This is a genomic window from Streptomyces venezuelae ATCC 10712, assembly GCF_008639165.1.
Lineage (GTDB): Bacteria > Actinomycetota > Actinomycetes > Streptomycetales > Streptomycetaceae > Streptomyces > Streptomyces venezuelae.
On record NZ_CP029197.1, the window covers coordinates 8184501 to 8208761 of the forward strand.

The following is a 24261-nucleotide window of genomic DNA, read 5'->3' on the forward strand; positions in this document are numbered from 1 at the left end:
CACCGATGCGCACCCTGCTCGCCGACGGCGGCGAACTCACCACCCACCCCTCCACCTCATCCCTCGCCCGCACGACGCCCTCGGTCTCCGGCCGGTGGACACCGGCCGGAGACCTGCCCTTCCCGTTCGTGATGCTGCACGGCCAGGAGGACGGACCGGTACGACTGCGGGACGGGCGCGTGCTGTTCGCCGGCGGCGCCGGGCCCCGCCTGCGCACCCTGGACGGCGCCGCACTCTTCGACCCCGCCGACAACCGCTGGACCGTCACGGACCCGCTCCGCCAAGCCCGCCGCATGCAGAGCTTCACCTCGCTCGCCGACGGCCAGGTCCTCGCCGCCGGCGGCATCACAGGACCGCAGGCCTACCCGCCCCCGGCCCTGCCCACCGCCGAGCTCTACGACCCCGCCACCGAGACCTGGACCCTCACCGGCGCGCTCCACGAACCCCGGCACAGCCACACGGCGACCCTCCTGCCCGACGGGCGCGTGCTCGTCGCCGGCGGCCAGCGGCCCCGCGACGCCCGCGCACCGCACACCCTGGCCTCCGCCGAGCTCTACGAACCGGACACCGGCACCTGGACTCCGACCGGGGACATGGCCGACGCCCGCTGGCACCACCAGGCCGTCCTGCTCCACGACGGCCGCGTCCTCGTCGCGGGCGGCCTCACCGACACCGGCCGCAGCAAGAGCGCGACCATCGCCCTCTGCGAGCTCTACGACCCGACGACCGGCCGCTGGAGCCCCACCGGCGCGCTCCGCGACGCCCGATGCGCCCACCAGACCCTGCTCCTCCCCGACGGCACGGTGCTGACCCTGGGCGGCTTCGGGCCCCACGCGGCCGACGACGGGCGCTACGACCCGTACAGCCTGGCCGGTGTCGAACGCTACGACCCCGTCGCCGAGGAATGGAGCCCGGAACCACCCCTGCCGTGGGGCCGCGGCCACCACCGCGCCCTGCTCCTCGCCACCGGTGAGGTCCTCGTCTGCGGCGGCTGCGACCACGCCTGCCAGGACGTCGGCCACGCCGCCACCCTGCGGTACGACCCGGGCGCGCGGCACTGGTCCCTGGCAGGACCGATGGGCACCGGCCGCTGGGTCTTCGGCGCGGTCCTCCTCGACGACGGCCGGGTCCTCGCGGCCGGGGGACTGGCGCGGATGGGCGCCGCCGCCCCGGCGATCGGCGCCGACCTCCCCGCGTCCACGACGGAGGTGTTCACCCCGTGACGGACGACCGACGCGACCCGGGCCGCTGGTCGGCCGCCGGGCCGCTCCCCTGGGAACGCATCCTCTCCGGGGCGGCGAGTGGCGCCGTACCCCTGGCCGACGGACGCGTCATGCTCGCCGGGGGCGCCGACGCGGCGCTCACCGCCCAGGACGGAACCGCGTTCTTCGACCCCCGCGGCGGCTCCTGGTCGCCAGGACGACCGCTGGGCACCGCGCGAAGGATGCACTCCACCACCCTGCTGGCCGACGGGCGGGTCCTGGTGACCGGCGGCTTCACCGGCGCCAACGCCTATCCCGTCCGGCCACTCGACACCGCCGAGGTCTACGATCCGGCCTCCGGCGACTGGAGCCCGGCGGGCCGGCTCCGCGAGGCGCGCTGCGGACACTCGGCGACCCTGCTGCCCGACGGCAGCGTCCTGGTGGCCGGCGGCACCGGCCGCCGCTCGGCCGATTCGGAACGGACGCTGTACTCGGCGGAGCTGTTCGACCCGCTGCTGCCGGGATGGTCGAAGGCCGCGGACATGACCGACGCCCGGTCCTTCCACCCCGCGGCCGCGCTCCCGGACGGCCGCGTCCTGGTCGCGGGCGGCTGGGTGGCCACCCGCCGCGACCGGCGGGCCGGTGCGGCGCTGGCGTACGGCGAGTGCTACGACCCGGCGACGGACACCTGGACACCCACCGGCGGCCTCACCGGTCCCCGCGCCGGTCACACGCTGACCGTACTCGCCGACGGGTCCGTGCTGGCCACGGGAGGCAGCGACGGTGAAGGCGGCGCCGACGGCCGGCTCGACCCGTACAGCAAGGCGACGGTGGAGCGCTGGCATCCCGAGGCGGGCGGCCGATGGACCCGGGAGCACGACATGCCCTGCGGCCGGACCCAGCACCGCGCCGTACGGCTGCGCACGGGGGAGGTCCTGGTGATGGGCGGCGGCAACGACCTGCTCGGCGACGCGGGTTACCGCAGCGCCGCGCGGTACCACCCGGAGACGCGGCGCTGGACGCAGGTGCCGGGAATGACCGTCGGACGCACCGACTTCGCGGCGGTCGTCCTCCCCGACGGGAGGGTCCTGGTGGCCGGCGGAACGGTCCGCTCCGGGCCCGCCACGCCCACGGGCGCACCGCATCTGCTGACCGCCACGAGCGAACTGTTCGTCCTGTGACGGGGCGCGGCACCGTTCGGGTGAGGCGGCGGGTGAGGCGGCGGACGATCACCGGACCGGACCATTCCGGTCCGGTTGCCAAGAAGGCCGTGAGCAGGCGGGTTCGAGTCGGAGGCGACCAGGCGTGGTGACTGACGAACGAGACGGATCCGGTACCGGCGCACGGCGGTTCGTCGCCGCCGCACCGCAGGTGACGCTTCCCAAGGGCGGCGGAGCGATCCGCGGCATCGGGGAGACGTTCACCGCCCACCCCGCGACCGGCACCGGTTCGGTCTCGGTACCCGTCGCCACGAGCCCGGGCCGGTCCGGATTCGGCCCCCGCCTGACCCTGGCGTACGACTCCGGAGCGGGCAACGGCCCGTTCGGCCTCGGCTGGAACCTGTCGGTCCCTTCGGTCACCCGCAAGACCGACAAGGGCCTGCCGCGCTACCTGGACGCCGTCGACTCCGACGTGTTCGTGCTCTCCGGCGAGGACGACCTCGTCCCCGTCCACCGGCAGGACCACACCGGCGAGTGGGTCGCGGCCCACCCCGGCCACACACGGGACCCCGAAGGCGACTGGGTGCGCGACCCGGCGGGCGACCCCGTCGTCCACGAGGACGAGACCGACGGCTACCGGGTCCGCCGCTACCGGCCGCGCGTCGAGGGTGCCTTCGCCCGGATCGAGCGCTGGACGGCGGTCGCCGCCCCCGCCGGAACTCCCGTCGGCAACGTGCACTGGCGCTCGGTGTCGAAGGACAACGTCCTCACCGTGTACGGGCTCACCCCGGAGCACCGCATCGCCGACCCGCTCGACCCGGGCCGCGTCTTCAGCTGGCTGATCTCCGAGACCCGCGACGACAAGGGCGATGTCGTCCTCTACCGCTACAAGTCCGAGGACGGCACCGGCGTCGACCTCGGCAGACCGCAGGAACGGAACAGGGGACCCCGCGACGACGTCCGCAGGACCGCCCACCGCTATCTGAAGCGCATCCTCTATGGCAACCGGCGGCCCGCCCTCGACGAGAGGGGTGAGCGCCCCCACTTCCTCGACGCCCGGGTCGTCGACGGCGGCTGGATGTTCGAGGCCGTACTCGACTACGGCGATCACGACCCGGACGCCCCCGGCCCCCGGGACGACGAGGCCGTCGACGCCACCGGCGCCCTCCGCTTCCCGTGGCCGCTCCGCCCGGACGCCTTCTCCACGTACCGGCCCGGCTTCGAGGTGCGCACCGGCCGGCTCTGCCGCCGGGTGCTGATGTTCCACCACTTCCCCGGCACGGAAGCGGCCGGCGTCGGCGTCGACTGCCTCGTACGGTCGACCGAGCTCAGCCACGGCGGCGAGGCCGACCCGGTGACGGCCAACGGGCCCGTGTACGCGTTCCTGCGCTCCGTGACCCAGCACGGGCACCGCCGCGACGGCACCGGGTACGTCCGCCGGAGCATGCCGCCCGTGGAGTTCACGTACTCCGAGCCGACGGTCCGGGACACCGTCGAGACCGTCGACCCCGGGTCCATGGAGAACCTCCCCGCCGGCCTGGACGGGACGACGTACCGCTGGACCGACCTGCACGGCGAGGGCATCCCCGGCGCGCTCGTCGAACAGTCGGGCGCCTGGTTCTACAAGCGCAACATCAGCCCCCTCCCGGAGGCCGACCGGGCCTCCGGCGACGGCGCGCCTCCCCGCGTCCGGTTCGCCCCGGTGGAACACGTCGCCACCATGCCGGCGCTCCCGCCCGGCAGCGGCGCCGAGTTCGTGGACCTCGCCGGAGACGGACTCGTGGACGTCGTCGTCACGAACGGCACCGCCCCCGGCCTCCACGAACACGACGACGCCGAGGGCTGGCAGCCGTTCCGCCCGTTCACCTCCCTCCCGAACGTGCCGCTGGACGCCCCGAACGCCCGCCTCGCCGACCTCGACGGAGACGGCCACGCCGACGTCCTGGTCACCGACGACACCTCGCTCACCTGGTACCGGTCGCTCGCGGAGGAGGGATTCGAGGCGGCCCGGCAGATCGCCGTCGCCGCCGACGAGGAGCAGGGCCCCCGGGCCCTGTTCTCCGACGGCACGCACGCCCTCCACCTCGCCGACCTCTCCGGCGACGGGCTCCCCGACCTGGTCCGCGTCCGCAACGGCGAGGTCTGCTACTGGCCCAACCTCGGCCATGGGCGGTTCGGCGCGAAGGTGACGATGGAGAACGCGCCGTGGTTCGACCACCCGGACACCTTCGACCAGCAGCGCGTCCGGCTGGCCGACATCGACGGCTCCGGCACCGCCGACCTCCTCTACCTCCACCGCGACGGCGTGCGGCTGTACTTCAACCAGTCCGGAAACGCCTGGAGTTCGCCCCGCGCGCTGCGGGCCTTCCCACGGATCGACAGCGCGACGAGCATCGCCACGGCCGACCTCCTGGGCGACGGCACGACCTGCCTCGTCTGGTCCTCCCCGCTCGCCTCGGACGCCGGCCGGCCCATGCGGTTCGTCAACCTCATGGGAGGCACCAAGCCGCATCTGCTGACCGGCCTCGTCAACAACCTCGGCGCGGAGACACGGCTGAGCTACGCACCGTCGACGAAGTTCTCCCTCCAGGACAAACACGAGGGCCGGCCGTGGATCGCGCGTCTTGCGTTCCCCGTCCACGTGGTCGAACGCGTGGAGACGTACGACCACGTGAGCCGCAACCGGTTCACCACGCGCTACCGCTACCACCACGGCCGGTACGACGGCGTGGAGCGCGAGTTCTGCGGGTTCGGCATGGTCGAGCAGTGGGACACCGAGGAACTCGAAGCCGTCGGCGGCGCGGCCATCGGCGGTGACGCGAGCAACTCTGCCCCCGGCTCGTACGTGCCGCCGGCGCACATCAAGTCCTGGTTCCACACCGGCGACCGACTGGGCCGGGAGCGCGTCTCGCGGTACCACGAGGAGGAGTACTACCGCGAGCCGGGCCTCACCCCGGCCGACGCCCGGGACCTGCTGCTCGACGACACCCCGCTGCCCCCGGGCCTGGCCGACGAGGAGGAACGACAGGCGTGCCGCGCGCTGAAGGGCTCGCTGCTGCGGCGTGAGATTTACTCCGACGACGCCGTACCGGAGTCGACACCCGCCGAGCTGACCCGGGCCCACACCCCGTACACGGTCACCGAGCAGAACTTCACCGTCCGGCGCCTCCAGGGACGCGGCGCGCACGAGTACGCCGTGTTCGACGTCCAGCCGCGCGAGACGCTCACCCACCACTACGAGCGCGAGGCCGCAGACCCACGCACCCAGCACACGATCGCGCTGGAGGTCGACCCGTACGGCACCGTCCTCAAGGAGGCCGCCGTCGGCTACGGCCGCCGCACCCACCTGGTGACGGTGGCCCCGGACGGCACCGGCCGCCGCACCCCGAACCCCGCCCTGGACGCCCTCCACCCGGCGGACCGCGCCCGGCAGACCACCTCCCTCGTCACGTACACCGAGCGCCGCGTCACCAACGCGATCGACACCGCCGGCGCCTGGCGCCACCCCGCCACCTGCGAGACGAGAACCTTCGAGCTGACCGGATACGTCCCCACGGGCCCCCACGGCCGATTCCTCGCGGCGGACCTCGTGGAGCCCGACCCCGACATCACCGGACGGCTGCGCCACCGGTACGCGCGGGAGGTGGCGTACGAGGAGCAGCCCACGCCCGAACCCTGCCGCCGGCCGGTCGAGCACGTCCGCACCCACCACCGGAGCGACGACCTCACGCGGATCCTCCCCCTGGGGCTGCTCGAACCCCGCGCCACCACCGGCGAGAGGTACACGCTCGCCCTCACCCCGGGCCTCCTCGCCGCCGTCTTCCGCAGGCCGCGCCCCGACGGCTCCATGGAAGAACTGATCCCGGACCCGGCGGGCGTCCTCGCCGGGACGGCGGGGGACCGGGGCGGCTACCTGGCGGGCCGGACCCTCAAGGCCGACGGACGCTTTCCCGCCACCGACCCCGACGACCACTGGTGGCTGCCGTCCGGCCGGACGTACTTCTCCGCCGGCCCGGAGGACCCGCCGGCCACCGAGCTCGCGCAAGCCCTTCGGCACCGCTTCGTCGCCCGGAGGCAGCGCGACCCCTTCGGCCACGACACCGTGGTCGACCTCGACGGCGACGACCTGCTCGCCATCGAGGTACGCGACCCGCTCGGCAACCGCACCACCGTGGAGGCCAACGACTACCGGGTGCTGCAACCGCGCCGCGTCGCCGACGCCAACGGCAACCGGACCGAGGTGGCCTTCGACGCCCTCGGCATGGTCACCGGCACCGCCGTCATGGGGAAGGCCGCACCCGCACCCGCCGAGGGCGACACCCTGGACGGATTCCCCGCCGACCTCGAACCGGATCGCGTCGAGGCCCTCCTGACGGCGGCCGATCCCGACCCGCTGGCGGCGGACCTGCTCGCCGGCGCCACCAGCCGCGTCGTGTACGACCTCGACCGGTTCCGCCGGCTGCGCCGTCCCGCCGTGGTGGTCACGCTGACCCGCGAGACCCACCACCACGACCCCCTTCCGCCGCATGGCCTCAGGATCCAGACCGCGTACGGCTACTCGGACGGCTTCGGCCGCGAGATCCAGCGCAAGACGCGTGCCGAACCCGGACCGCTCACCGACGGAGGCCCGACCGTCACCCCGCGCTGGGTGTGCGGCGGCTGGGTGGTCCACGACAACAAGGGCGAGCCGGTCCGCCAGTACGAGCCGTTCTTCAGCGCCACGCACGAGTTCGAGTTCGGCGTGACGGTCGGCGTGAGCCCGGTGCTGTTCCGCGATCCCCTGGGGCGGGTCGTCGTCACCCTCCACCCCCACCACACGTACCAGAAGACCGTGTTCGGCCCCTGGGGACGGACCGCCTACGACGCCAACGACACCTGCGCCCCTCGCGGCACGCAGACCGGCGACCCGCGCACGGACCCCGACGTCCGCGGCCTGCTGGCACGCCACTTCGCGACGCCCAGCCCGGCGCCCCGGGCGGCGGAGCCCGGGTCAGCGGCGGCACCGCAGACCTCGGCGGTTAAGCGGGATTCGGCGGTGGTGCGGGATCCGGTGCCGACGGGCCCGGCGGTGGCGCGGGATCCGGCGCCGACGGCCCCTGCCGCCCCGCCCGCGTCGGTCACGCCTCCCGCCTGGGAGACCTGGCACGCCCAGCGGATCGGCGGCGCGCTCGGCCCGCACGAGCAGACGGCGGCGATCCGCGCCGCCGCGCACGCGGACACCCCCACCACCACCCACCTCGACGCCCTGGGCCGCCCCTTCCTCACCGTCGAACGCAACCGCGTCGTCTGCACCGGCCACGACCTCGACGGCACGGAGGACACCGTCGCCACCCGGACCGAGCTCGACATCGAGGGCAACCAGCGCCAGGTGCGCGACGCCGTGACCCAGGGCGGCGATCCGCTCGGGCGGGTCGTCGTGCGGTACGCCCACGACATACTCGGCAACCGCATCCACCAGAGCAGCATGGAGGCTGGGGCCCGCTGGACCCTGGCCGACGTCCTCGGCAACCCGATCCGTGAGTGGGACAGCAGGGGCCACACCTTCGTCACCGCGTACGACGCCCTGCGCCGCCGCGTCACCAGGAGCGTCCGCGGCACCGTCGCCGACGGCGACGCCGCCTCCGACCCGCGCACCCTCGACCGCGAGGTGCGGATCGAACGGATCGAGTACGGCGAGCCCGCCCCGGACGCGTCACCCGCCGACGAGGCCCGCGCCCGGCGGTTCAACCTGCGCACCCGCGTCCTGCGGCACTTCGACGGCGCCGGCGCCGCGGTCAACGCCCGGCTCGACGCGACCGGCGCACCGCTGGCCGCGTACGACTTCAAGGGGAACGCGCTCCACCACACCCGGACGCTCACCGCCGACTACCAGGCCCTGCCCGACTGGGCGGCGGCCCCGCGGATGGCGGACGAGTCCTTCGACAACAGCATGCGCTACGACGCGCTGAACCGGGCCGTGCAGGCGACGCTGCCGCACAGCGACCTCGCCCCCGGCCGGCTCCACGTCGTCCAGCCGGTCTTCAACGAGGCGGGCCTGCTCGACCGCGTCGACGTCTGGCTGGAACACACCACCGAACCCGCCGGGCTGCTCGATCCGGGCAGTGAGCCGCCGTCACCGGTCGGGATCGCCGGCATCGACTACGACGCCCACGGCAGGCGCACCCGGGTCGCCCACAAGAACGGCGCCACCACCCGGTACCGCCACGACCCGCTGACCTTCCGGCTTGTCCATCTCGTCACCGGCCGCGGCCCCTCGTTCCCCGAGGACTGCGACAACCCGGACAACCCCCAGCCGGACGCGGGGAACTGCGGGCTGCAGAACCTGCACTACACCTACGACCCGTCGGGGAACGTCACCCACATCCACGACGACGCCCAGCAGACGGTGTTCTTCCGCAACCAGCGCGTGGAGCCGAGCAACGACTACGTCCACGATGCGCTCTACCGTCTGATCCAGGCCACCGGCCGCGAGCACCTGGGCCAGCAGGCCGACGGCACCCGCAGGGCCCCCACCGCCCCGGACGCCTCCAACGCCTTCCACACGCGGCTGGACCACCCCAACACCCAGCAGACGATGGGGACGTACGTCGAGCGTTACGTCCACGACCTCGTCGGCAACATCGAGCGGATGCGGCACCGGGGCAGCGACCCCGCCCACGCGGGCTGGACGCGCGGCTACACGTACGCGGAGACCAGCCTGCTGGAGGACGGCACGGCGGGGACGGCGGCGAAGACCGGCAACCGGCTCAGCCACACGACGCTGAACCCCGACGGTGCCACCCCGCCGCTCGTCGAGCCGTACGCCCATGACCGGCACGGCAACATGACCCGCATGCCGCACCTCGGCGGCGGCCAGCCCGGCCCCTCGCTGCACTGGGACCACGCGGACCGGTTGCGACGCTCGGACCTCGGCGGCGGAGGCACGGTCTTCTGCGTGTACGACGCCGAGGGCCGAAGGGTCCGCAAGGTGTGGGAGAAGGCGCCGGGCCTGATCGAGGAACGCATCTACCTGGGGGACTTCGAGGTCTACCGGCGGCACCGCGGCCCGATCGGCCCGGCCACCGCGGTGCTCGAACGCGAGACCGTGCACACCGGGGCGGATTCGGGTGCGGGTTCCGGCGCCGGCGAGGAGCGCTTCGCCCTCACCGAGCTGCGCACCCGCGACACCGAGGGCTCGGACCCGGCGCCGCCCCGGCTGATCCGCTACCAGGCGGGGAACCACCTCGGCTCCGCCTGCCTCGAACTGGACGAGCGGGCGCAGATCATCTCGTACGAGGAGTACGCGCCCTACGGCAGCACGACGTACCAGGCGGTACGCAGCCGTACGGAGACACCCAAGCGCTACCGCTACACGGGCATGGAGCGGGACGAGGAGACGGGACTCGCCCAGCACGGCGCCCGCTACTACGCCTGCTGGCTCGGCAGATGGACCGGAGCCGACCCTTCCGGCCTGATCGACGGACCGAACCTGTACCGGTACGCGCGAGGCAACCCGATCACCCTGACCGACCGCGACGGACACGAGCCCGCGGAGGCCCTGACGGCGGAGATCCTCCAGCAGGCCGCCTCGGCGCTGGAACGGGCAGCCGCGCGATGGGGGAGCGCGGCCGCGTACAGCGGGGGAGCCGGAGCATCCGCCGCACCAGCAGCCGCACCCGCGACCGCCCTCGCACCCGCCCCGGCGGCCGGGGCCCTGGCGGCCGCACAGGCGGTCGCCGGCCTGGCGATGGCGCTCGCGGTGCGCATGCACATGCAACGCGCGGGCTCGATCGCACGATTCGGCAACCCCTACGGCGTTCCGACCCAAGGCGCGGCCTTCCCCGCACTGACCCAGGCCCAGAGACTGGTCCACGCACCCTTCCCGATCCCGCGGCCGGCCCCGCAGCGGCAGCAGGGCGAACCGAGAGCAGGACGCGTGTACGTCACGTACACCAAGACGAACAAGACCACCGGGCGCGTCTACTCGGGCCGCACCAGCATGGTCATCGACCTCAACCGACCCTGGTACCCCCAGGCGGAGAAGGCGATGAAGCTCCGCGACCAGAGGCACCACGTGGACGAACGCCCCGAGCCGGACGACCCGGACTTCGGCCCCGCGCACCTGGACAGCTACGCCGTCGGCCACGCGGTGAACTACGCCGAGCGCTACCGCGACTTCGGCTACCTCGCCATCCGAGGAAGGGAACAGCAGCTCATCGACGACAACGGGGCACAACGGGCGGCACAACTGGGGATCACGGGCTTCAGCGGCGGCGCCTGGTCGGACACGGAGCCGGGCCCGCGACTGACGGAGAACAAGGGGCGAGGGGTCGACAAGGACAGCCCGATGGGAGAGATCTTCCACTACGCGTCGGACATCGAGTTCGGCGAACTGGCGCCGTTCACGCGGACGCCGCTCAAGCAAATGGTCCGGGACACACTGAGGCTGCGATGACGGAACCGGGAACGTACCTACGGATTCCCCTGCCCGACGGCTCGTACGGCTACGGCAGGGTGCTCTCGGAGGAGTACACCGCCTTCTACGACCACCACACGTCGCAGCCGTCGTCCGACCTGGACGCCATCGACACCCGACCGCTGCTCTTCGCCCAGGCGGTCCGACTGCCGGACGACACCCGATGGCAGCCGATCGGCAGCCGCGCGCTCGAAGGCGAGACCGCGCGCCCGGTCGTCCGCTTCACCCAGGACCGGGCCGACTTCCGCAAATGCGTGATCTTCGACTCGGAGGGCGAGACCCGTCCGGCCACCCCCGAGGAGTGCGTCGGCCTGGAACGCGCCGCGGTCTGGGACGCCCACCACATCGAACGGCGTCTCCTGGACACCTTCCTCGGCCTCCCCAACGAGGACGAGCGGGAGGCACGGGTGCGGCTGTCCTAGGCCGAGCGCGTTCACACGTCGTTCAGTAAACGTCGATCGGTGTGCGGCACGGTGGTCCGAGAACGGACCGCAGCAGTTTCCCGAACAGGTGACAGACATGCTCAAGATCGGCCTGGGAGCCCCCCAGTACGGAACGTTCACGGACCCCACCGTGATCTCGCAGTTCGCCGCCACGGTCGAAGCGATCGGCTTCGACAGCCTCTGGGTCGGCGACCGGGCCCTCGTCCCGACCGAGCCCCGTGACACCTATCCCGGCGGCGGTCCGCTGCCGGAGGCGTACCGCACCTTCCTCGACCCCGTCGTCACCCTCTCCTTCCTGGCGCACGCGACCCGACGGATACGGCTCGGCACCAGCACGCTGAACGCACCGTTCTACTCGCCGCTCCTGCTGGCCCGGTCGCTCACCTCCGTCGACATCCTCAGCCAGGGACGACTCGACATCGGCTTCGGGCTCGGCTGGTCGTCCGACGAGTACGAGGCCATCGGTGTGCCGTGGAAGGGCCGTGGGGCCCGGCTGGAGGAGATCCTGGACGTCCTGGACCACGTCTGGTCCGGCACGCCGGCCGCCTACGAAGGGGCGCGGTGGCAGCTGCCGAGCGCCCACGTCGAGACGTTCCCGGTGCAGCGCCCCCGCCCACCGGTGCTGCTGGGCGGCTTCACCCCGGCGACGCTCGAGCGCATCGGGCGGCGCGCGGACGGCTGGGCGGGGGCGGCGCTGCCGGTGCCACGACTGACGCACGTCATCGGGCAGATCAGGCAGATCGCGGAGGCGAACGGACGCGACCCCGAGGCCCTGCGCACGGTCGTCCGGGTCAACCCCGTCTTGACGTCAGAGACCGCCGCCGACGACGGCGTCCCGCGCCGGGGAACGGTCGCGCAGGTGTCGGACTACCTGCTCGCCGCGCACGAGGCCGGAGCCGACGAGGTCCTGATCGACCTCCAGCAGACCGCCCGGAACGCGGAGGAACTGACGGACCTCGCGCACCGCTTCCACACCCGACTGAGCAAGGGCTAGGAGCGGACCGCAGGGCCGGGGGTACGGAGTCGCCGTGCTGTCTCGCGGAGCAGCAGCGCGGCGGCCGCCGGGGCAGCGGGGCCCGAGGTCCGCGTCGCGAGGGACGCGCCCGCGTGGCGCACGGCGTCGAGGCGGAGACGCTGGACGCCGATGAGGGCCCGCAGGAAGGGCCCGTACGAAGGCGCCGTCACGTCGGGAAGGGAGGCAGCCGCCGTCAGGTCGACGTCGGCCCGGTCCGCCTGCTCCTGGACGAGCCGGCCGAGCGCCGCGTCGGGCCGCGTGAGGTCCGCACCGTGGCGCGCCACCGCGTCGGCGGGGACGCCCGTCCGGCCCGCGCGCAGGTCTTCGGGCAGGTCCTCAAGGAAGTCGATGCGCTGCATGCCTCGGATGAGCCGGTGGCAGCCGTCCGTGAAGGCCGCCCGCGCGGCCGTGTCCGCCGGCGCGAGGAGGCAGGCCGTCAGCATCAGCGCGGGCAGGGAGTACTCCTCGACGTACCGCTCCAGGTCCTCCTCGTCCGCGATGGTCCGCCACGCGACCTCGCGCTCGCAGCCCCGAAGGAACGCGTCCACATGGGTGCGTACGTCCGGGTGGCACTCGACGGTACGGACGAGGCAGCGCAGTACCGGCAGCGCGGAGTCACCCTCGGCGAGAGCCTTCCGCACGAGCCCGTCCCATTCGGTGAGCGCGGCCGCCCGCTCGTCCACCGGCCCTCGGTCGATCCGGTCGTCGGTGTCGTGCATGAACGCGACGGCGGCCACGACGTGCGGCACCAGCGCGGCGGGCAGCAGCAGGCGCGCGGCCGCGTACTCGGCGGTCGCGAACCGCCGCACGGCCTGACGCTGTGCGGTGTACTCCCGCCGCAGCCGCGGCTCCCTGACCCCGGCCCGGTCCAGGGCCCGCTTCCACATGCTGTTCTCCCGCCGTCGTAGACCGCGATCTTACGGCTGCCCCTCCCACGCCCGGGGCCTCGGCTCCCACGCCCCGCGGCCTGGCCGTCCCCGTGCCCGCCACCGCGACAGACGTGAGGGGCTGGCCTACCTTGAGGGCATGGTGATGGTGCAGTGCAGCGGGCTGGAGGTCGCCTACTACCGCGTGGGGGAGGGGCCGCCCGTGGTGTTCCTGCACGGTGCGGCGGGGGACGGCCGTCTGTGGCAGCCGCAACTCGACGTGCTGTCGGACGCGTTCACGGTCGTAGCGTGGGACGAGCCCGGCGCGGGCAGATCCTCCGACGTTCCCGCGTCCTTCGGCCTCACGGACTACGCCCATTGTCTGGCGGCGGTCGTGGAGTCGCTGCGCCTCGGTCCGGCCCACATCGCCGGCCTCTCCTGGGGCGGCACCGTCGCCCTGGAGCTCTACCGCCACCACCCGGACCTCGTGAAGACGCTCATCCTCGTCGACACCTACGCGGGCTGGAAGGGCTCCCTGCCGGCGGAGGAGGTACAAGCCAGGGTCGAGGGCGCGCGCCGGATGCTGGCCGCACCGCCCGATGAGTTCGATCCGACGCTGCCCGGACTGTTCGCGGGTGAGCCGCCCGCCGCGTACGTACCCCTCCTGGACGCGATGGACGCCGCCGTGCGCCCGGACACGATGCGGACGCAACTGGCCCTCATGGCCGAGGCGGACCAGCGGGACGTCCTGCCCACCATCTCGGTGCCGACGCTCCTGCTCTGGGGAGAGCAGGACGTACGCTCGCCGCTGACCGTCGCACGGCAGTTCCAGAAGGCGATCCCGCATTCCGAACTGGTGGTGATCCCGGGCGCGGGACACGTCAGCAACCTGGAACGCCCCCAGGAGTTCAACCGGACCGTACGCGACTTCTGCCACGCCCACTCCTGAGCGCCGTCGGCCGCATCCTGGCCCGCGAAAAACCCGGCGACGTCGCCGATCACATGGGGGACACTCGTCGCTCATGGATGAGGTCGAGGTGGTCGTCGCCCATTCCGAGCGCGCAACGCTGCGCGTCGGCGACGTGTTCCTGAAGGTGGACGCCGATCAGGCGCGGATCGACCGCGAGGTCGAGGCGATGTCCCGCGCACCGGTCCCGACCCCGGAGGTCCTGTGGCGCAAGCCGCCCGTGCTCGCGATCGCCGCGGTCCCGGGGGCGACGCTCGGGCGCCTCGGCGGGCCGTCGACCGGCTCATCGGCGGCGTGGGCCGCGGCGGGCGCCGCCATCCGGAAGCTGCACGACGCGCCGCTGCCGCCGCACGCCGGCCTGGCAGGCCGGAGCAGCACCGCGCTGGCGGCGGAACTCGACGCCGAATGCGAGCTGCTCGTGACGAAGGGCCTCCTGCCCGCCGACCTGGTCACCCGCAACCGCCAGGTCGCCGAGGCCGCCCTCCGGCCGTGGACTCCGGTCTTCACCCACGGCGACCTGCAGATCGCGCACGTCTTCGTCGACGGCGATGAGGTCACGGGCATCATCGACTGGTCCGAGGCGGGCCAGGGCGATGCCCTGTACGACCTCGCCACCTTCATGCTCGGCCACGAGGAGCGCCTCGACGACGTCCTCGCCGGCTATGGCACGGACATCGACCTCGACGTGATCCGCGCGTGGTGGTCGGTGCGCAGCCTGCTGGCCGTCCGCTGGCTGATCGAGCACGGCTTCGACCCGTTCGCACCGGGCTGTGAGGTCGACGTGCTGAGGTCCCGGATGTGAGGCCGCGCGCGTACGACACCACGGGGGAGCGACCGACACCGCACGACTGTCGGCACCTCGTCGGCGCCTTGTCGGGGGTGGCCGGCGGCTGTCGATCGGCTGTCGGCGGTCCGTCGGAAGGGCCTGACACCTTCGGATACGGCCGCTCCGAACGGGCGGCCGGATCCCGAAGGAGCCACCATGCACCCTCCTGTCACCATCATCGGCGCGGGGCTCGGCGGACTCACGCGATGCCGGGGATCGGTGCCGAAGACAACACGGCTCGCGCCCGGGTCGACAAGACCACGGCCAAGCACCGATGAGCCGCGAGTCGGATTGACCCGCCGGGCCGAGTGGCTCATTCGGCCCGGACGGACGCCCAGATGCGGTCCGACAGCACCCGGGCCGCCTGGTTGAGGTCGATGTCCTCCGGGGTGGCCAGCCAGCGGTGTGCGGCGACGGCGACGGGGCCGATGAGGAGGACCTCCAGCAGAGGACCGGGGAGAGGCGCGATGTCGCCCGTCTCGGTCCAGCGGATCAGGTGGTCGGAGACGCGGGGGAAGTGGTCCGGCTGGACGCCGCGGGCCCGGTCGGCGTCGACGGCGAGGTAACTGGAGTACGCGGAGCCGTGGAGGTAGCGGGCCACGGCCGGGTTGTCCTGGATGAAGCGCAGGTACGTCGTGACGAACGCCCGGATGCCGGTACGGGCGGTCCGGGCCCGGCCGAGGGCGCCGAGGGATGCCGTGTACGTCTGCTGCAGGCAGTGGCTGTACAGGGCGGCCGCCAAGCCGTCGAAGCTGCCGAAGTGGTGGTAGAGGCTGCCGAGGCTGACGCCGCTCGCCCTCGTGACCGCCTGGACGGTGAACCCGGCCTGCCCGGACGTGGCGAACACTTCCAGTGCCGCGGTCAGGAGGCGTTCGACGGTGGCCTCGCCACGGGACTGCTTTGCCATGGGGGGAGTATAAGCGGAAGGAAAGAACCCGAAATATTTTCTAGAAACAATCTCCAGAACGCTGGTCGTTCAGTCCATACTGCCGCCATGGATGATCTGTTGATGAAGCTCGTTTCCGCCGCCATCACCGGCGGGTTGATCGCCCTGGTCGGCTACGCGAGCGTCGCGCGCCGCCGCCGCCAGGTCGCCCGCGCCGAAGCCGGCCGGACCTCCACGGAGGACCCGACCCAGGCGATGCTGCGCCACGCCGAGGAGGCCGACCGGGCGCGGGACGAACTGGCCGCCCAGGGCCGCCACGGCGAAGCGCTCGACCACGCCCGGGTCGCCGTCGACCAGTGGACCGCGCTCACCCAGGCCCGCGTGGGACGGTTCCAGAGCGAGCGGCAGGCCGCGCTGCGCCGCTTCGAGCAGCTCCGTACCAGCGCCGGCTCGGCCTGAGCGCGGACGGAGCGACCCCTCATGGCCCTCGCGCACTGGACCGGCCGCAGCCGGGACCCCGCCGTCGTGTCCGCCGACATCGCCCGCGTCCTCACCACCGAACTCGGCCTGCCCGGCTCGCCGCCCGCCCAGGTCCTCGCGGGCGACAGCGAAGGCGTACCGGCCGGAAGCCTGCTGCCGCCGCGTGAACGCTTCAGCGGAATGCCGGCCCCGACCCACTGCTTCGTGTACGTCGACACCCAGGCGCCCAGACCCTTCGAGCTACGCGCCTCGGTCCTGACCGGCCGGGCGATCCGGCGCAGCTTCGGCCTGGGCCTGCTCCAGTACGCGGTGCCGCTCACCGTCCCGGTCCCGGGCTCGGCCGCCCTCGGCGAACGTCACCCGGGCCGCCCGTCCGCGTTCGAGGGCGACCCGGAGGCGGCGCGGCGGCTCAACTTCGACCCCGAACTCCTCGCCCTGGCCGACCAGGTGTCCGCCACCGTCGCGGGCCCGGACTCCACCCACCAGTGGAAGGTGGCCCGGCTCCTGACCGTCGAGCCCCGGCCCCAGGGCGGCCTGCTGCTGGCCCGCACGCTGCACCGACAGACCCCAGGAGGCTGGAGCCTCGGCGCGAAGGAGGTCCTCACACTCGCCGCCCGGATCGAAACCGCACTGACCTGACCGCCCTCTCCGCGGAAAGGGACTGCGAGGTCACCCTGTCGGCACCAGATCTGCCCACAGCGCCACGGCGTCGGGCGAGAGCGGTACGACCCCCTCGCCCGAAGCGCTGTCGTGCTCGTCCCACCACACACCCTGGCCGCCGTCCAGGACAAGCCGGCTGTCGCCCGCCTGCCATCGGCCGCGCAGCACATGGAGCACCCCGGCGTGCCCGGGCGTCGGCACGACCGGGTCGGCGACCCGCGCCACGCGACCTGTCCAGCGTCCTCGCCGCACCATGATGTTGAACACCCGGCAGGCTCCGTCGAGGAGCTCGGCGGAGAGGTCGAGGTCGCCCGAGAACGCGACGGGTTCACCCTCACGGGCCGGCAGCCGTTCGAACGCCCCGGGGCTGGTCAGCAGAACCCCGTTGCCCGCCACCAGGGTGAGGGTCCGGTCGACCCCGGGAAACACGGAGAACGCCCCGTCCCGGTCGATGTCAGCGATGCTCGCACGCCACCCGAACTCCCCGGTTTCCGGCTGGGAGGCGATCTCCCGGGTCGCGCCACCGCCGTTGAGCCACCGGCCCGGCGTCAGCGTCTCGACATCGAAGTGGCGCATGGACGGGCTCCTGAGCTGTGTGCGGTACGGGTACGGGTCACCCCGGAGCGGCGACACCTACGCCGCAGGGGGGGCGACGGGGGCGACGAAGTCTACGCTCCGGCCCCGGCTCAGGAACAAAACCGAACGGCCTGATCCCAGGCGCCGGGACTGCGATGGTGGTTCTTGTGCCCCGCGGCGAGCACATGGCGCAGTTCGGCGAGGTACTGAGTGTCCGCGGGGAGCTCCAGCCGGTCGAGGAGGGCCAGCGCGGCAGCCGGTTCCAGGTCGCCGTAGAGGTCGTGGAAGCTCGCCCGAACACCGCGGAAGAGCGCGGAATGCAGGGCGGGAAGCCGTAGCGCAGTGCGGTACGCCGGCTCCTTCACCGCCCAGCGCACCGGCCCCGAACACTCCAGCACCCGACGGGCCCGGCGGAGCAGGGCCTCCGACGGTTCGGCGACCACACGGTCGATGTCGTTCCCGAGCACCTCGGCGAAGGCACTGGCGGAAGTGGTGTGGTCCTCGAACCAGTCCACCCACAGCGAGTAGGTGACGGCCTCGACCTCCCGCTCCGCCTCCAGCCGCTGACGGTAGCCGTCCCACAGCACACCGGCGGGCAGAGGGCCCTCCGCGCTCTCGTCCGCGAACCGGATCTCGCACGTCACCCAGTACGTGTCAAGAAGGTCCAGCAGCCCGAAGGCCAACCGCACCTGGTCGGCGGCGTCCAGATCCTCGGCGAACACATCGCCGGCCAACGAATGCGCCACCTGACTGGCGGTGAGCAGCTCCTCCGGCTCCTCGTCCGTCACCCACCCGCCGCGCACCTGCCTGACCCCCTGATCGGCCAGCCACCGCCGCGCCGCTGCCACGCCTCGCGTCTCCATCCGTGGATCAGCTCGGTTTACGCCACACAGAGATGTGCTTGACCGAATCCTGAGTGAACGGAGCACCGTCCCAGTCCGCAACCCGACGCTCCAGCTGAAGCCCCGCGATCCGCGCCATCAGGTCGAGCTCGGCCGGCCAGGCGTACCGGTGCCGTGAATTGTCGCGACGGTAATGCCCGTCGTCGTCGCGGGTGAAGTGGTGCGAGACGAGAATCTGTTCGACCAGGTCGAAGGTGTCGAAACCGAGATGCCGCTCGGAGACGTCGAACGGCACCGCGACCTGGCCGGGCGGCAGGAACCGCAGGGGAGGCACCCCCAGCTCGATGACGAACCGCCCACCGGGCCGCAGATGACGTGCGGCATTGCGGAAGCACTCGACCTGCTCGTCCTGCGTGAGCAGGTTCGTGATGGTGTTGTAGACGAGGTAGACCAGGGAGAACTCGCCGGGCACGACAGTCGTGGCCATGTCCCCGATGACAACCGGAAGGGTCTTCTCATCCACCTTCCGCCGCAGAACCGCGGCCATGTGCTCGGACAGCTCGATGCCCGCCACCGGCACACCTCGTTCCCGGAGCGGGACGCCGACTCTTCCCGTTCCGATGGCGAACTCCAGCGCCGGCCCCTCACCGGCGGCCTCGGCGAGAAAGTCGAGAGTCGGACCGAGAACGGCGGCAGAGGACATCTCGGTCTCCTCGGCGTCGTACCGGTCGGCGGTCGCACGCGTCCACAACTCACTGGTCGTCACGGGCGGCGATTCTGCCGGGGGCGAGGGGACGCTGTCGACTCGTTTACGACCGAGGCGGGCCACGATCCGGTACTCGTTAAGCTGCGGGGATGGATCTCCCCTCACCGGACGAAATCCGCGCGATGCACCAGAAGTACGCACCCAGTGGCGAACTCTTCGACCGCGTCTTCACACACTGCGAGATCGTGTGGAAAGTAGCGGAACGAATCATCTCCCTCGCGGACTGCCGAGTCGACCCAGAACTGGTGCGTGCCGGATGCCTCCTGCACGACATCGGCGTGTACCGCCTGTACGACGCCGAGGGACGAATCGACGGGCAGAGCTACATCCGCCACGGCCTGCTGGGCCACGAGATCCTGAAATCCGAGGGGTTGCCTGAGGAACTGTGCCGGTTCTGTTCGTGCCACACGGGGGTCGGCCTGACCAAGGAGGACGTCCTGGTCCAGGGACTCCCGCTGCCGCCGGCCGACTACGTGGCCATCACGCCGGAAGAGCGCCTGGTGATGTACGCGGACAAATTCCACAGCAAGACCACACCACCGACGTTCGTCTCCCCGGAGACCTACCAGAAGTACGTAACCCGCTTCGGCCCCCACAAGGCGGAGACGTTCAAAGCCTTGCGCACCCAGTTCGGCCCCCCGGAACTGCAAAGCCTGGCCACCGCATACGGCCACGAACTCACATAACCCACCCGCCCCGCCCCCGCCCGCCCTGGGCGCCTTAGACGTCGCTTTTTCTGGCTGTCAGAGCGGCATGAGAGCCTCCGGACATGAGTTACGACCTTGCTGTCTGGGAAGGCGAGAGGCCGGCGGATGACAAGGCGGCCGGCCGGGTCTTCAGCGACCTGTACGACCGCTACATCGACGGCGAGGTGGAAGAGCCTCCATCCGAACGGGTAGCGACCTATGTGGCTGCGCTGCTTGAGCGGTGGTGCGACCTCACCGAGGACGAGGAGGACACCTCGCCCTGGTCAACCGGACCGTTGATCGGCGAAGCCAGTGGTCCGCTGATCTACTTCCCCATGCGCTGGAGCATGGCCGAGGAGGCGTCCGCCTACGCGGCGGCCGTGGCGGAGTCTATGGGGCTGGTCTGCTTCGACGTGCAGCAGAACCGGCTCAGACCGTAAGGAGAGCGGCCAGTCGGCGGCAACCGATGAGTGCCGGCGGTGGAGCCTGCGGCAGCCGGCTAGCCAGGACACGGTTCTCTCGACCAGGATGTCGGCCGAGCCGCTGTGAGGACTCGACGCCCTGGCGGGCGATGCGGCGGCGGATCCCGCGCTTGCGGAGCCATCGGCGCAGGTGGCACAAGCGGCTCCCGGCCCAGCCTGTCGTGCATATTCGCGGGGCCCAGGGACAGCGGCAGTCCGTTCCGGTCGCAGATCAGATGGATCTTCGATCCCAGCTTGCCGCGATCGGTCGGATTCGGTCCCGTCAAAGGCCCCCCTTTCCGGCCCGCCGTCCGCCATCGCCCTGCGGACGTATCACCGCCGTCGGCGGCACCACCCGCCGGAACAACACCCACAACTCGTCCGGCACCTACTGCTCGACCAGATCCGTCACGCACGGATCACCGAACGACCACGCCATAAGAATCGATGTCTTACACGTGCCGGACGACCTGATAGCTCGTCCGGGAGGCGGGCGACGGGTGAAGCGCGTCGTGCCAGCCGATCTCCTCGGCGCGCTTCTCGATCGCCTCGTGCGGGCCCGCTTCAGAGACGCCTCCTCCTTGCGCTTCCTAGGAGTCCTAGGTTAAAACTAGAGCTCCTAGGATCGGAGGGTGCATGGCACGGGCAGGGCTGACGGCGGAGCGCGTGACGATCGCGGGCGCCGAACTGGCGGACGAGGTCGGGCTCGATCAGGTGACCATGTCTCAGGTGGCGCGGCGACTCGGGGTGAAAGACGCGAGCCTCTACACGCACGTCCGGGGCCTGGAAGACCTGCGGGGACGGATCGCGTTGCTGGCAGCGGACGAGAAGACAATCCGTATCGCTGAGGCGACCTCCGGGCGGGCCGGCAAGGACGCATTGGTCGCGTTCGCCAACGCCTGGCGGGAGTACGCCCACGAGCATCCGGGCCGCTACATGGCGACGCAGACCGCGATCCGGATCGACCCCGAGCTGGCCGCGACGGCCGCCGGACCGCGGCGCGCGGTCGACCTCACCTACGGCGTCCTGCGCGGCTACGAGCTGACCGAACCCGACCTGACCGACGCGGTCCGGCTGCTGCGCAGCACGTTCCACGGCTTCGTCGCCTTGGAGGCCGCGGGCGGGTTCGCTCACGAGCGTTCGCCGCAGCAGTCCTGGGTCCGCGCCCTCGACGCCCTGCACACCCTCCTGGAGCACTGGCCCCCGTCCCGAGAAGGAAACTCCGCATGACCGACCCGACCATCGGCAACCTGCGCGTGAACGGCGCGACCCTGCACTACGCGGTACGCGGCCAGGGCCCGCTCCTGCTGCTGATCCCGGGAGGGGCGGGCGGCGCGGCGTCGTTCGACGGAATCGCCGACGACCTGGCCGCCGAGTACACCGTCGCGACGTACGACCCCCGCGGCATGTCCGGAAGCACGCTGGACGACCCCGGCGCCGAGCAGAACGTGGCCGAACACGCCGACGACGCCCTGCGCATCCTGGAACTCCTGTCGCCGGATGAGCCGGCCAAGGTGTTCGGCTCCAGTTCGGGCGGGATCACCGCCCTGCACCTCCTGACCGCCCATCCCGAACGCATCGAACGCCTCGTGGCGCACGAACCGCCGGTAGTGGAGGTGCTCCCGGACGCCCCCGAACACCGCGCGCTCATCGCGCGCGTCCAGGAGACGCTCCGCGGTCAGGGCCTCATGCCGGCGATGGCGGAGTTCGCGGCGGGCTTGAAGAGGGGCGGTGACACGGGCGGTGACACGGGCAGCGACACCACCTCCGACCCGAAGCCCGAGATCAGCCTGCCACCGCAAGCGGCGGCACGTGCCGAACGAACCATGGCCAACCTGCCGTACTTCCTCGAGCGGATCGTGCCCAGCTTCATGTCCTACACCCCGGACATCGACCGCCTGGAGGAACTGTCGAACCGGCTGGTGCTCGCCTGCGGCCAAGACTCACACGGCGAGCTGCCCTACCGCCCGGCCGCTTTCCTGGCCGAGCGCCTGAACACGGGACTCCTGCACTTCCCCGGCGGACACACCGGCCTGACCACGCACCCCGCCGAGTTCGCCAAGCTCCTCAGGAAGGCACTGCAAGCCTGAACCAGGAGGGCGCTGAAGTCCCTAAAATCCCGCCCCACCCACGGACCGATGCGAAGGACGACTCGCCCCATTGTCAGTGGCGCCCCCTACCGTCGTGAGCACAGGGGCCGGAACCGTCCGGCCCGCCGATGCACAGGAGCGGACATGGGCGAGGTCACCGTCAGAGCGCAGGACATGAACCACCTCCTGGCCGACAGCACCGACCCGTACGGAGCCCCGTACCAGCGGGCCTACGCCGAGCTGGCCCGCACGCACCGGAGCCGCCCCGTCGCCGAGATCGTGCCCCTCCTGCGCGCGGCCGCCGACCGGGCGCTCCTCGGCTTCACCGCGGCCGACCTCGCCGAGCAGGCTCAGGCGATCAGCACGGGCTCGCCGTACGAGCTACGGGTACGGGTCGCCCACTGACCCGAAACCCCGGCGCCCGAACCGCCGCCGTCGCACCGTCTGGCGCGACGGGGTGCGAGCGGTGTGGCGAAGAACCGGCGTCAGGGCCTTTCGATCTGCGCGGCGGCCTCCTCCAGGTCGTCGACGGTCCCCGACATGATCGTCCGTACGTGCTCGGTGATGTGCTGCAGCGGCCAGTCCCACCACGCCACGGCGAGGAGCCGGGCGACATCCGCGGCGTCGTAGCGCGTACGGATGAGACGAGCGGGGTTGCCTCCGACGATGCCATAGTCGGGGACGTCCCCCGTGACCACGGCGCCGGCGCCGATGATCGCGCCGTGACCGATGCGTACACCAGGCATGACCGTGGCGCCGTGGCCGAACCACACGTCGTTGCCGACGACCGTGTCGCCCCGGCCGGGCAGGTCGGTGATCAGGTCGAAGTGTTCCGCCCAGGAGCCTCCCATGGTGGGAAACGGGAAGGTGGACGGTCCGTCCATGCGGTGATTGGCGCCGTTCATGATGAACCGCGTGCCCGTCCCCAGCGCGCAGTACTTGCCGATGACAAGCCGCTCGGGACCGTAGTGGTAGAGGACGTTGCGCGTCTCGAACGCCGTCGGGTCGTGCGGATCGTCGTAGTACGAGAAGTCGCCGACCTCGATCAACGGCGACTTCACCAACGGCTTGAGCAGAACCACGCGCGGGTGCTCGGGCAGCGGGTGGAGGACGGTGGGGTCAGCCGGAACGGGCGGCTCAGCGGGAACGAGCGGCATCGCGGAGGCGGTTCCTATCGATCGGACCTAGTGCGACAACTGTCGCGTTAAGATGCTGGCACGCCCTGCAACTTCGATCAACCGGATACCGACAGCCGATGACAGACCCTCAGGACACGACGTCGGACCGACGCCCGGGCGGCCGCACCGCCCGCGTCCGCGCCCAGGTCCTCGACGCGGTGCGCGCCGAACTCGCCGAATCCGGTCACGAAGGACTCACGATGGAGGGCGTCGCGACACGGGCCGGAGTCCACCGCGCCACGGTCTACCGGCGGTGGCGCGATGTCGCCGGCCTGCTCGTCGACGTCATCGACGCCGCCGGCGAGGTCGACTGGCAGCCACCGGACACCGGCTCGCTGCGCGGTGATCTGACGGCCCTCAACCAGGAGATCCAGGAATCCCTCGTCGTACGTCCGTCGCTCCCCCTCGCCCTGATGGCCGCGTCCTTCCAGTCGGAACAGGCAGCGCGGGCCCAGACGCGGCTGTGGGCGGACCGCTACGCGCAGTGCGAGATCCTCGTCGAGCGCGCCGTCGATCGCGGCGAACTGCCTGAGGACACGGACGCCCGGAGCCTGCTGATCGCCGCCACGGCGCCGCTCTACCACGAGCTCGTGCTCCTACGAGCGGAGCCGGACGCTCAGCTCCCGAAGCGGGCCGCGGAGGCGGCGGCCCTGGCGGCCGCCGCGGGCGCGTTCGCCGGCCGCAACGAAGAGAGCCCGTAGC

General features: G+C 72.1%; 21 protein-coding genes and 1 pseudogene. 15 read left to right on the forward strand and 7 right to left on the reverse strand.

Features of this window, described 5'->3' with window-relative positions:
- The first annotated feature begins 5 nt into the window (after nt 1–5).
- The 5 genes from DEJ43_RS37085 to DEJ43_RS37105 all read left to right on the forward strand — a co-directional run bounded on the left by DEJ43_RS37085 (nt 6) and on the right by DEJ43_RS37105 (nt 12254).
- Nucleotides 6–1223: a Kelch repeat-containing protein gene (locus DEJ43_RS37085; protein ID WP_015038600.1), complete on the forward strand. Its 1218-nt coding sequence runs from the start codon at nt 6–8 to the stop codon at nt 1221–1223.
- Entirely contained in the window at nt 1220–2383 is a 1164-nt protein-coding gene (locus DEJ43_RS37090; RefSeq protein WP_015038601.1) for a Kelch repeat-containing protein, read from the forward strand. Before DEJ43_RS37085 ends, DEJ43_RS37090 begins: the two co-directional genes overlap by 4 nt.
- A gap of 127 nt (nt 2384–2510) precedes the next feature.
- Nucleotides 2511–10796: a SpvB/TcaC N-terminal domain-containing protein gene (locus tag DEJ43_RS37095; protein WP_244322133.1), complete on the forward strand. Its 8286-nt coding sequence runs from the start codon at nt 2511–2513 to the stop codon at nt 10794–10796.
- The gene (locus tag DEJ43_RS37100; protein WP_015038603.1) at nt 10793–11239 is read left to right on the forward strand and encodes an immunity 26/phosphotriesterase HocA family protein; all 447 of its coding nucleotides are present in this window, start codon (nt 10793–10795) and stop codon (nt 11237–11239) included. Before DEJ43_RS37095 ends, DEJ43_RS37100 begins: the two co-directional genes overlap by 4 nt.
- A 97-nt stretch (nt 11240–11336) precedes the next feature.
- Nucleotides 11337–12254 (forward strand): TIGR03619 family F420-dependent LLM class oxidoreductase, encoded by a 918-nt coding sequence (locus DEJ43_RS37105; protein ID WP_041663328.1) that lies wholly within the window; start codon nt 11337–11339, stop codon nt 12252–12254.
- Here the strand turns inward: DEJ43_RS37105 and DEJ43_RS37110 are convergent.
- Nucleotides 12251–13162, reverse strand: coding sequence for a squalene/phytoene synthase family protein (locus DEJ43_RS37110; protein ID WP_015038605.1), 912 nt, complete (start codon nt 13160–13162; stop codon nt 12251–12253). The genes DEJ43_RS37105 and DEJ43_RS37110 overlap by 4 nt on opposite strands.
- A gap of 139 nt (nt 13163–13301) precedes the next feature.
- Between DEJ43_RS37110 and DEJ43_RS37115 the strand changes: the two genes are divergently transcribed.
- Both DEJ43_RS37115 and DEJ43_RS37120 read left to right on the forward strand, forming a co-directional pair.
- Complete coding sequence (locus DEJ43_RS37115; RefSeq protein WP_041663329.1) at nt 13302–14090, forward strand: alpha/beta fold hydrolase; 789 nt, start codon at nt 13302–13304, stop codon at nt 14088–14090.
- Between the two features lie 73 nt (nt 14091–14163).
- A complete protein-coding gene (locus DEJ43_RS37120) occupies nt 14164–14910 on the forward strand; it encodes a phosphotransferase family protein (RefSeq protein WP_015038607.1) in 747 nt (248 codons plus the stop codon).
- Nucleotides 14911–15247: 337 nt separating this feature from the next.
- Here the strand turns inward: DEJ43_RS37120 and DEJ43_RS37125 are convergent, their stop codons facing one another.
- The gene (locus tag DEJ43_RS37125) at nt 15248–15841 is read right to left on the reverse strand and encodes a TetR/AcrR family transcriptional regulator (protein ID WP_015038608.1); all 594 of its coding nucleotides are present in this window, start codon (nt 15839–15841) and stop codon (nt 15248–15250) included.
- Nucleotides 15842–15943: 102 nt separating this feature from the next.
- Between DEJ43_RS37125 and DEJ43_RS37130 the strand changes: the two genes are divergently transcribed.
- Both DEJ43_RS37130 and DEJ43_RS37135 read left to right on the forward strand, forming a co-directional pair.
- On the forward strand, nt 15944–16279 hold the full coding sequence (locus DEJ43_RS37130) for a hypothetical protein (protein WP_015038609.1): 336 nt from the start codon (nt 15944–15946) through the stop codon (nt 16277–16279).
- Between the two features lie 21 nt (nt 16280–16300).
- Nucleotides 16301–16939, forward strand: coding sequence for a hypothetical protein (locus DEJ43_RS37135; RefSeq protein ID WP_015038610.1), 639 nt, complete (start codon nt 16301–16303; stop codon nt 16937–16939).
- A 30-nt stretch (nt 16940–16969) separates the two neighbouring features.
- Here DEJ43_RS37135 and DEJ43_RS37140 read toward each other — a convergent pair whose 3' ends face one another.
- The 3 genes from DEJ43_RS37140 to DEJ43_RS37150 all read right to left on the reverse strand — a co-directional run bounded on the left by DEJ43_RS37140 (nt 16970) and on the right by DEJ43_RS37150 (nt 19144).
- Nucleotides 16970–17536: a HutD/Ves family protein gene (locus DEJ43_RS37140; protein ID WP_041663330.1), complete on the reverse strand. Its 567-nt coding sequence runs from the start codon at nt 17534–17536 to the stop codon at nt 16970–16972.
- A 110-nt stretch (nt 17537–17646) separates the two neighbouring features.
- Complete coding sequence (locus DEJ43_RS37145; protein WP_015038612.1) at nt 17647–18384, reverse strand: hypothetical protein; 738 nt, start codon at nt 18382–18384, stop codon at nt 17647–17649.
- A gap of 22 nt (nt 18385–18406) precedes the next feature.
- Nucleotides 18407–19144: a class I SAM-dependent DNA methyltransferase gene (locus DEJ43_RS37150; protein WP_041663332.1), complete on the reverse strand. Its 738-nt coding sequence runs from the start codon at nt 19142–19144 to the stop codon at nt 18407–18409.
- Nucleotides 19145–19233: 89 nt separating this feature from the next.
- Here DEJ43_RS37150 and DEJ43_RS37155 point away from each other — a divergent pair, with 89 nt between their 5' ends.
- Nucleotides 19234–19830: an HD domain-containing protein gene (locus DEJ43_RS37155; RefSeq protein ID WP_015038614.1), complete on the forward strand. Its 597-nt coding sequence runs from the start codon at nt 19234–19236 to the stop codon at nt 19828–19830.
- Nucleotides 19831–19913: 83 nt separating this feature from the next.
- Nucleotides 19914–20270 (forward strand): hypothetical protein, encoded by a 357-nt coding sequence (locus DEJ43_RS37160; protein ID WP_015038615.1) that lies wholly within the window; start codon nt 19914–19916, stop codon nt 20268–20270.
- 30 nt (nt 20271–20300) lie between these two features.
- Here DEJ43_RS37160 and DEJ43_RS38480 read toward each other — a convergent pair.
- A pseudogene (locus DEJ43_RS38480) lies at nt 20301–20593 on the reverse strand (transposase family protein); the annotation flags it as partial.
- Between the two features lie 334 nt (nt 20594–20927).
- On the opposite strand from DEJ43_RS38480, the gene DEJ43_RS37170 reads away from it, so the two are divergent.
- The 3 genes from DEJ43_RS37170 to DEJ43_RS37180 all read left to right on the forward strand — a co-directional run bounded on the left by DEJ43_RS37170 (nt 20928) and on the right by DEJ43_RS37180 (nt 22786).
- Entirely contained in the window at nt 20928–21521 is a 594-nt protein-coding gene (locus tag DEJ43_RS37170; protein WP_015038617.1) for a TetR/AcrR family transcriptional regulator, read from the forward strand.
- Complete coding sequence (locus DEJ43_RS37175; protein WP_015038618.1) at nt 21518–22381, forward strand: alpha/beta fold hydrolase; 864 nt, start codon at nt 21518–21520, stop codon at nt 22379–22381. Before DEJ43_RS37170 ends, DEJ43_RS37175 begins: the two co-directional genes overlap by 4 nt.
- A 144-nt stretch (nt 22382–22525) precedes the next feature.
- On the forward strand, nt 22526–22786 hold the full coding sequence (locus DEJ43_RS37180; protein WP_015038619.1) for a hypothetical protein: 261 nt from the start codon (nt 22526–22528) through the stop codon (nt 22784–22786).
- An 80-nt stretch (nt 22787–22866) separates the two neighbouring features.
- On the opposite strand, the gene DEJ43_RS37185 is transcribed toward DEJ43_RS37180, so the two are convergent.
- Nucleotides 22867–23538, reverse strand: coding sequence for a CatB-related O-acetyltransferase (locus DEJ43_RS37185; RefSeq protein WP_015038620.1), 672 nt, complete (start codon nt 23536–23538; stop codon nt 22867–22869).
- 98 nt (nt 23539–23636) lie between these two features.
- Here DEJ43_RS37185 and DEJ43_RS37190 point away from each other — a divergent pair, with 98 nt between their 5' ends.
- On the forward strand, nt 23637–24260 hold the full coding sequence (locus DEJ43_RS37190) for a TetR/AcrR family transcriptional regulator (RefSeq protein WP_015038621.1): 624 nt from the start codon (nt 23637–23639) through the stop codon (nt 24258–24260).
- Nucleotide 24261: the final 1 nt, after the last annotated feature.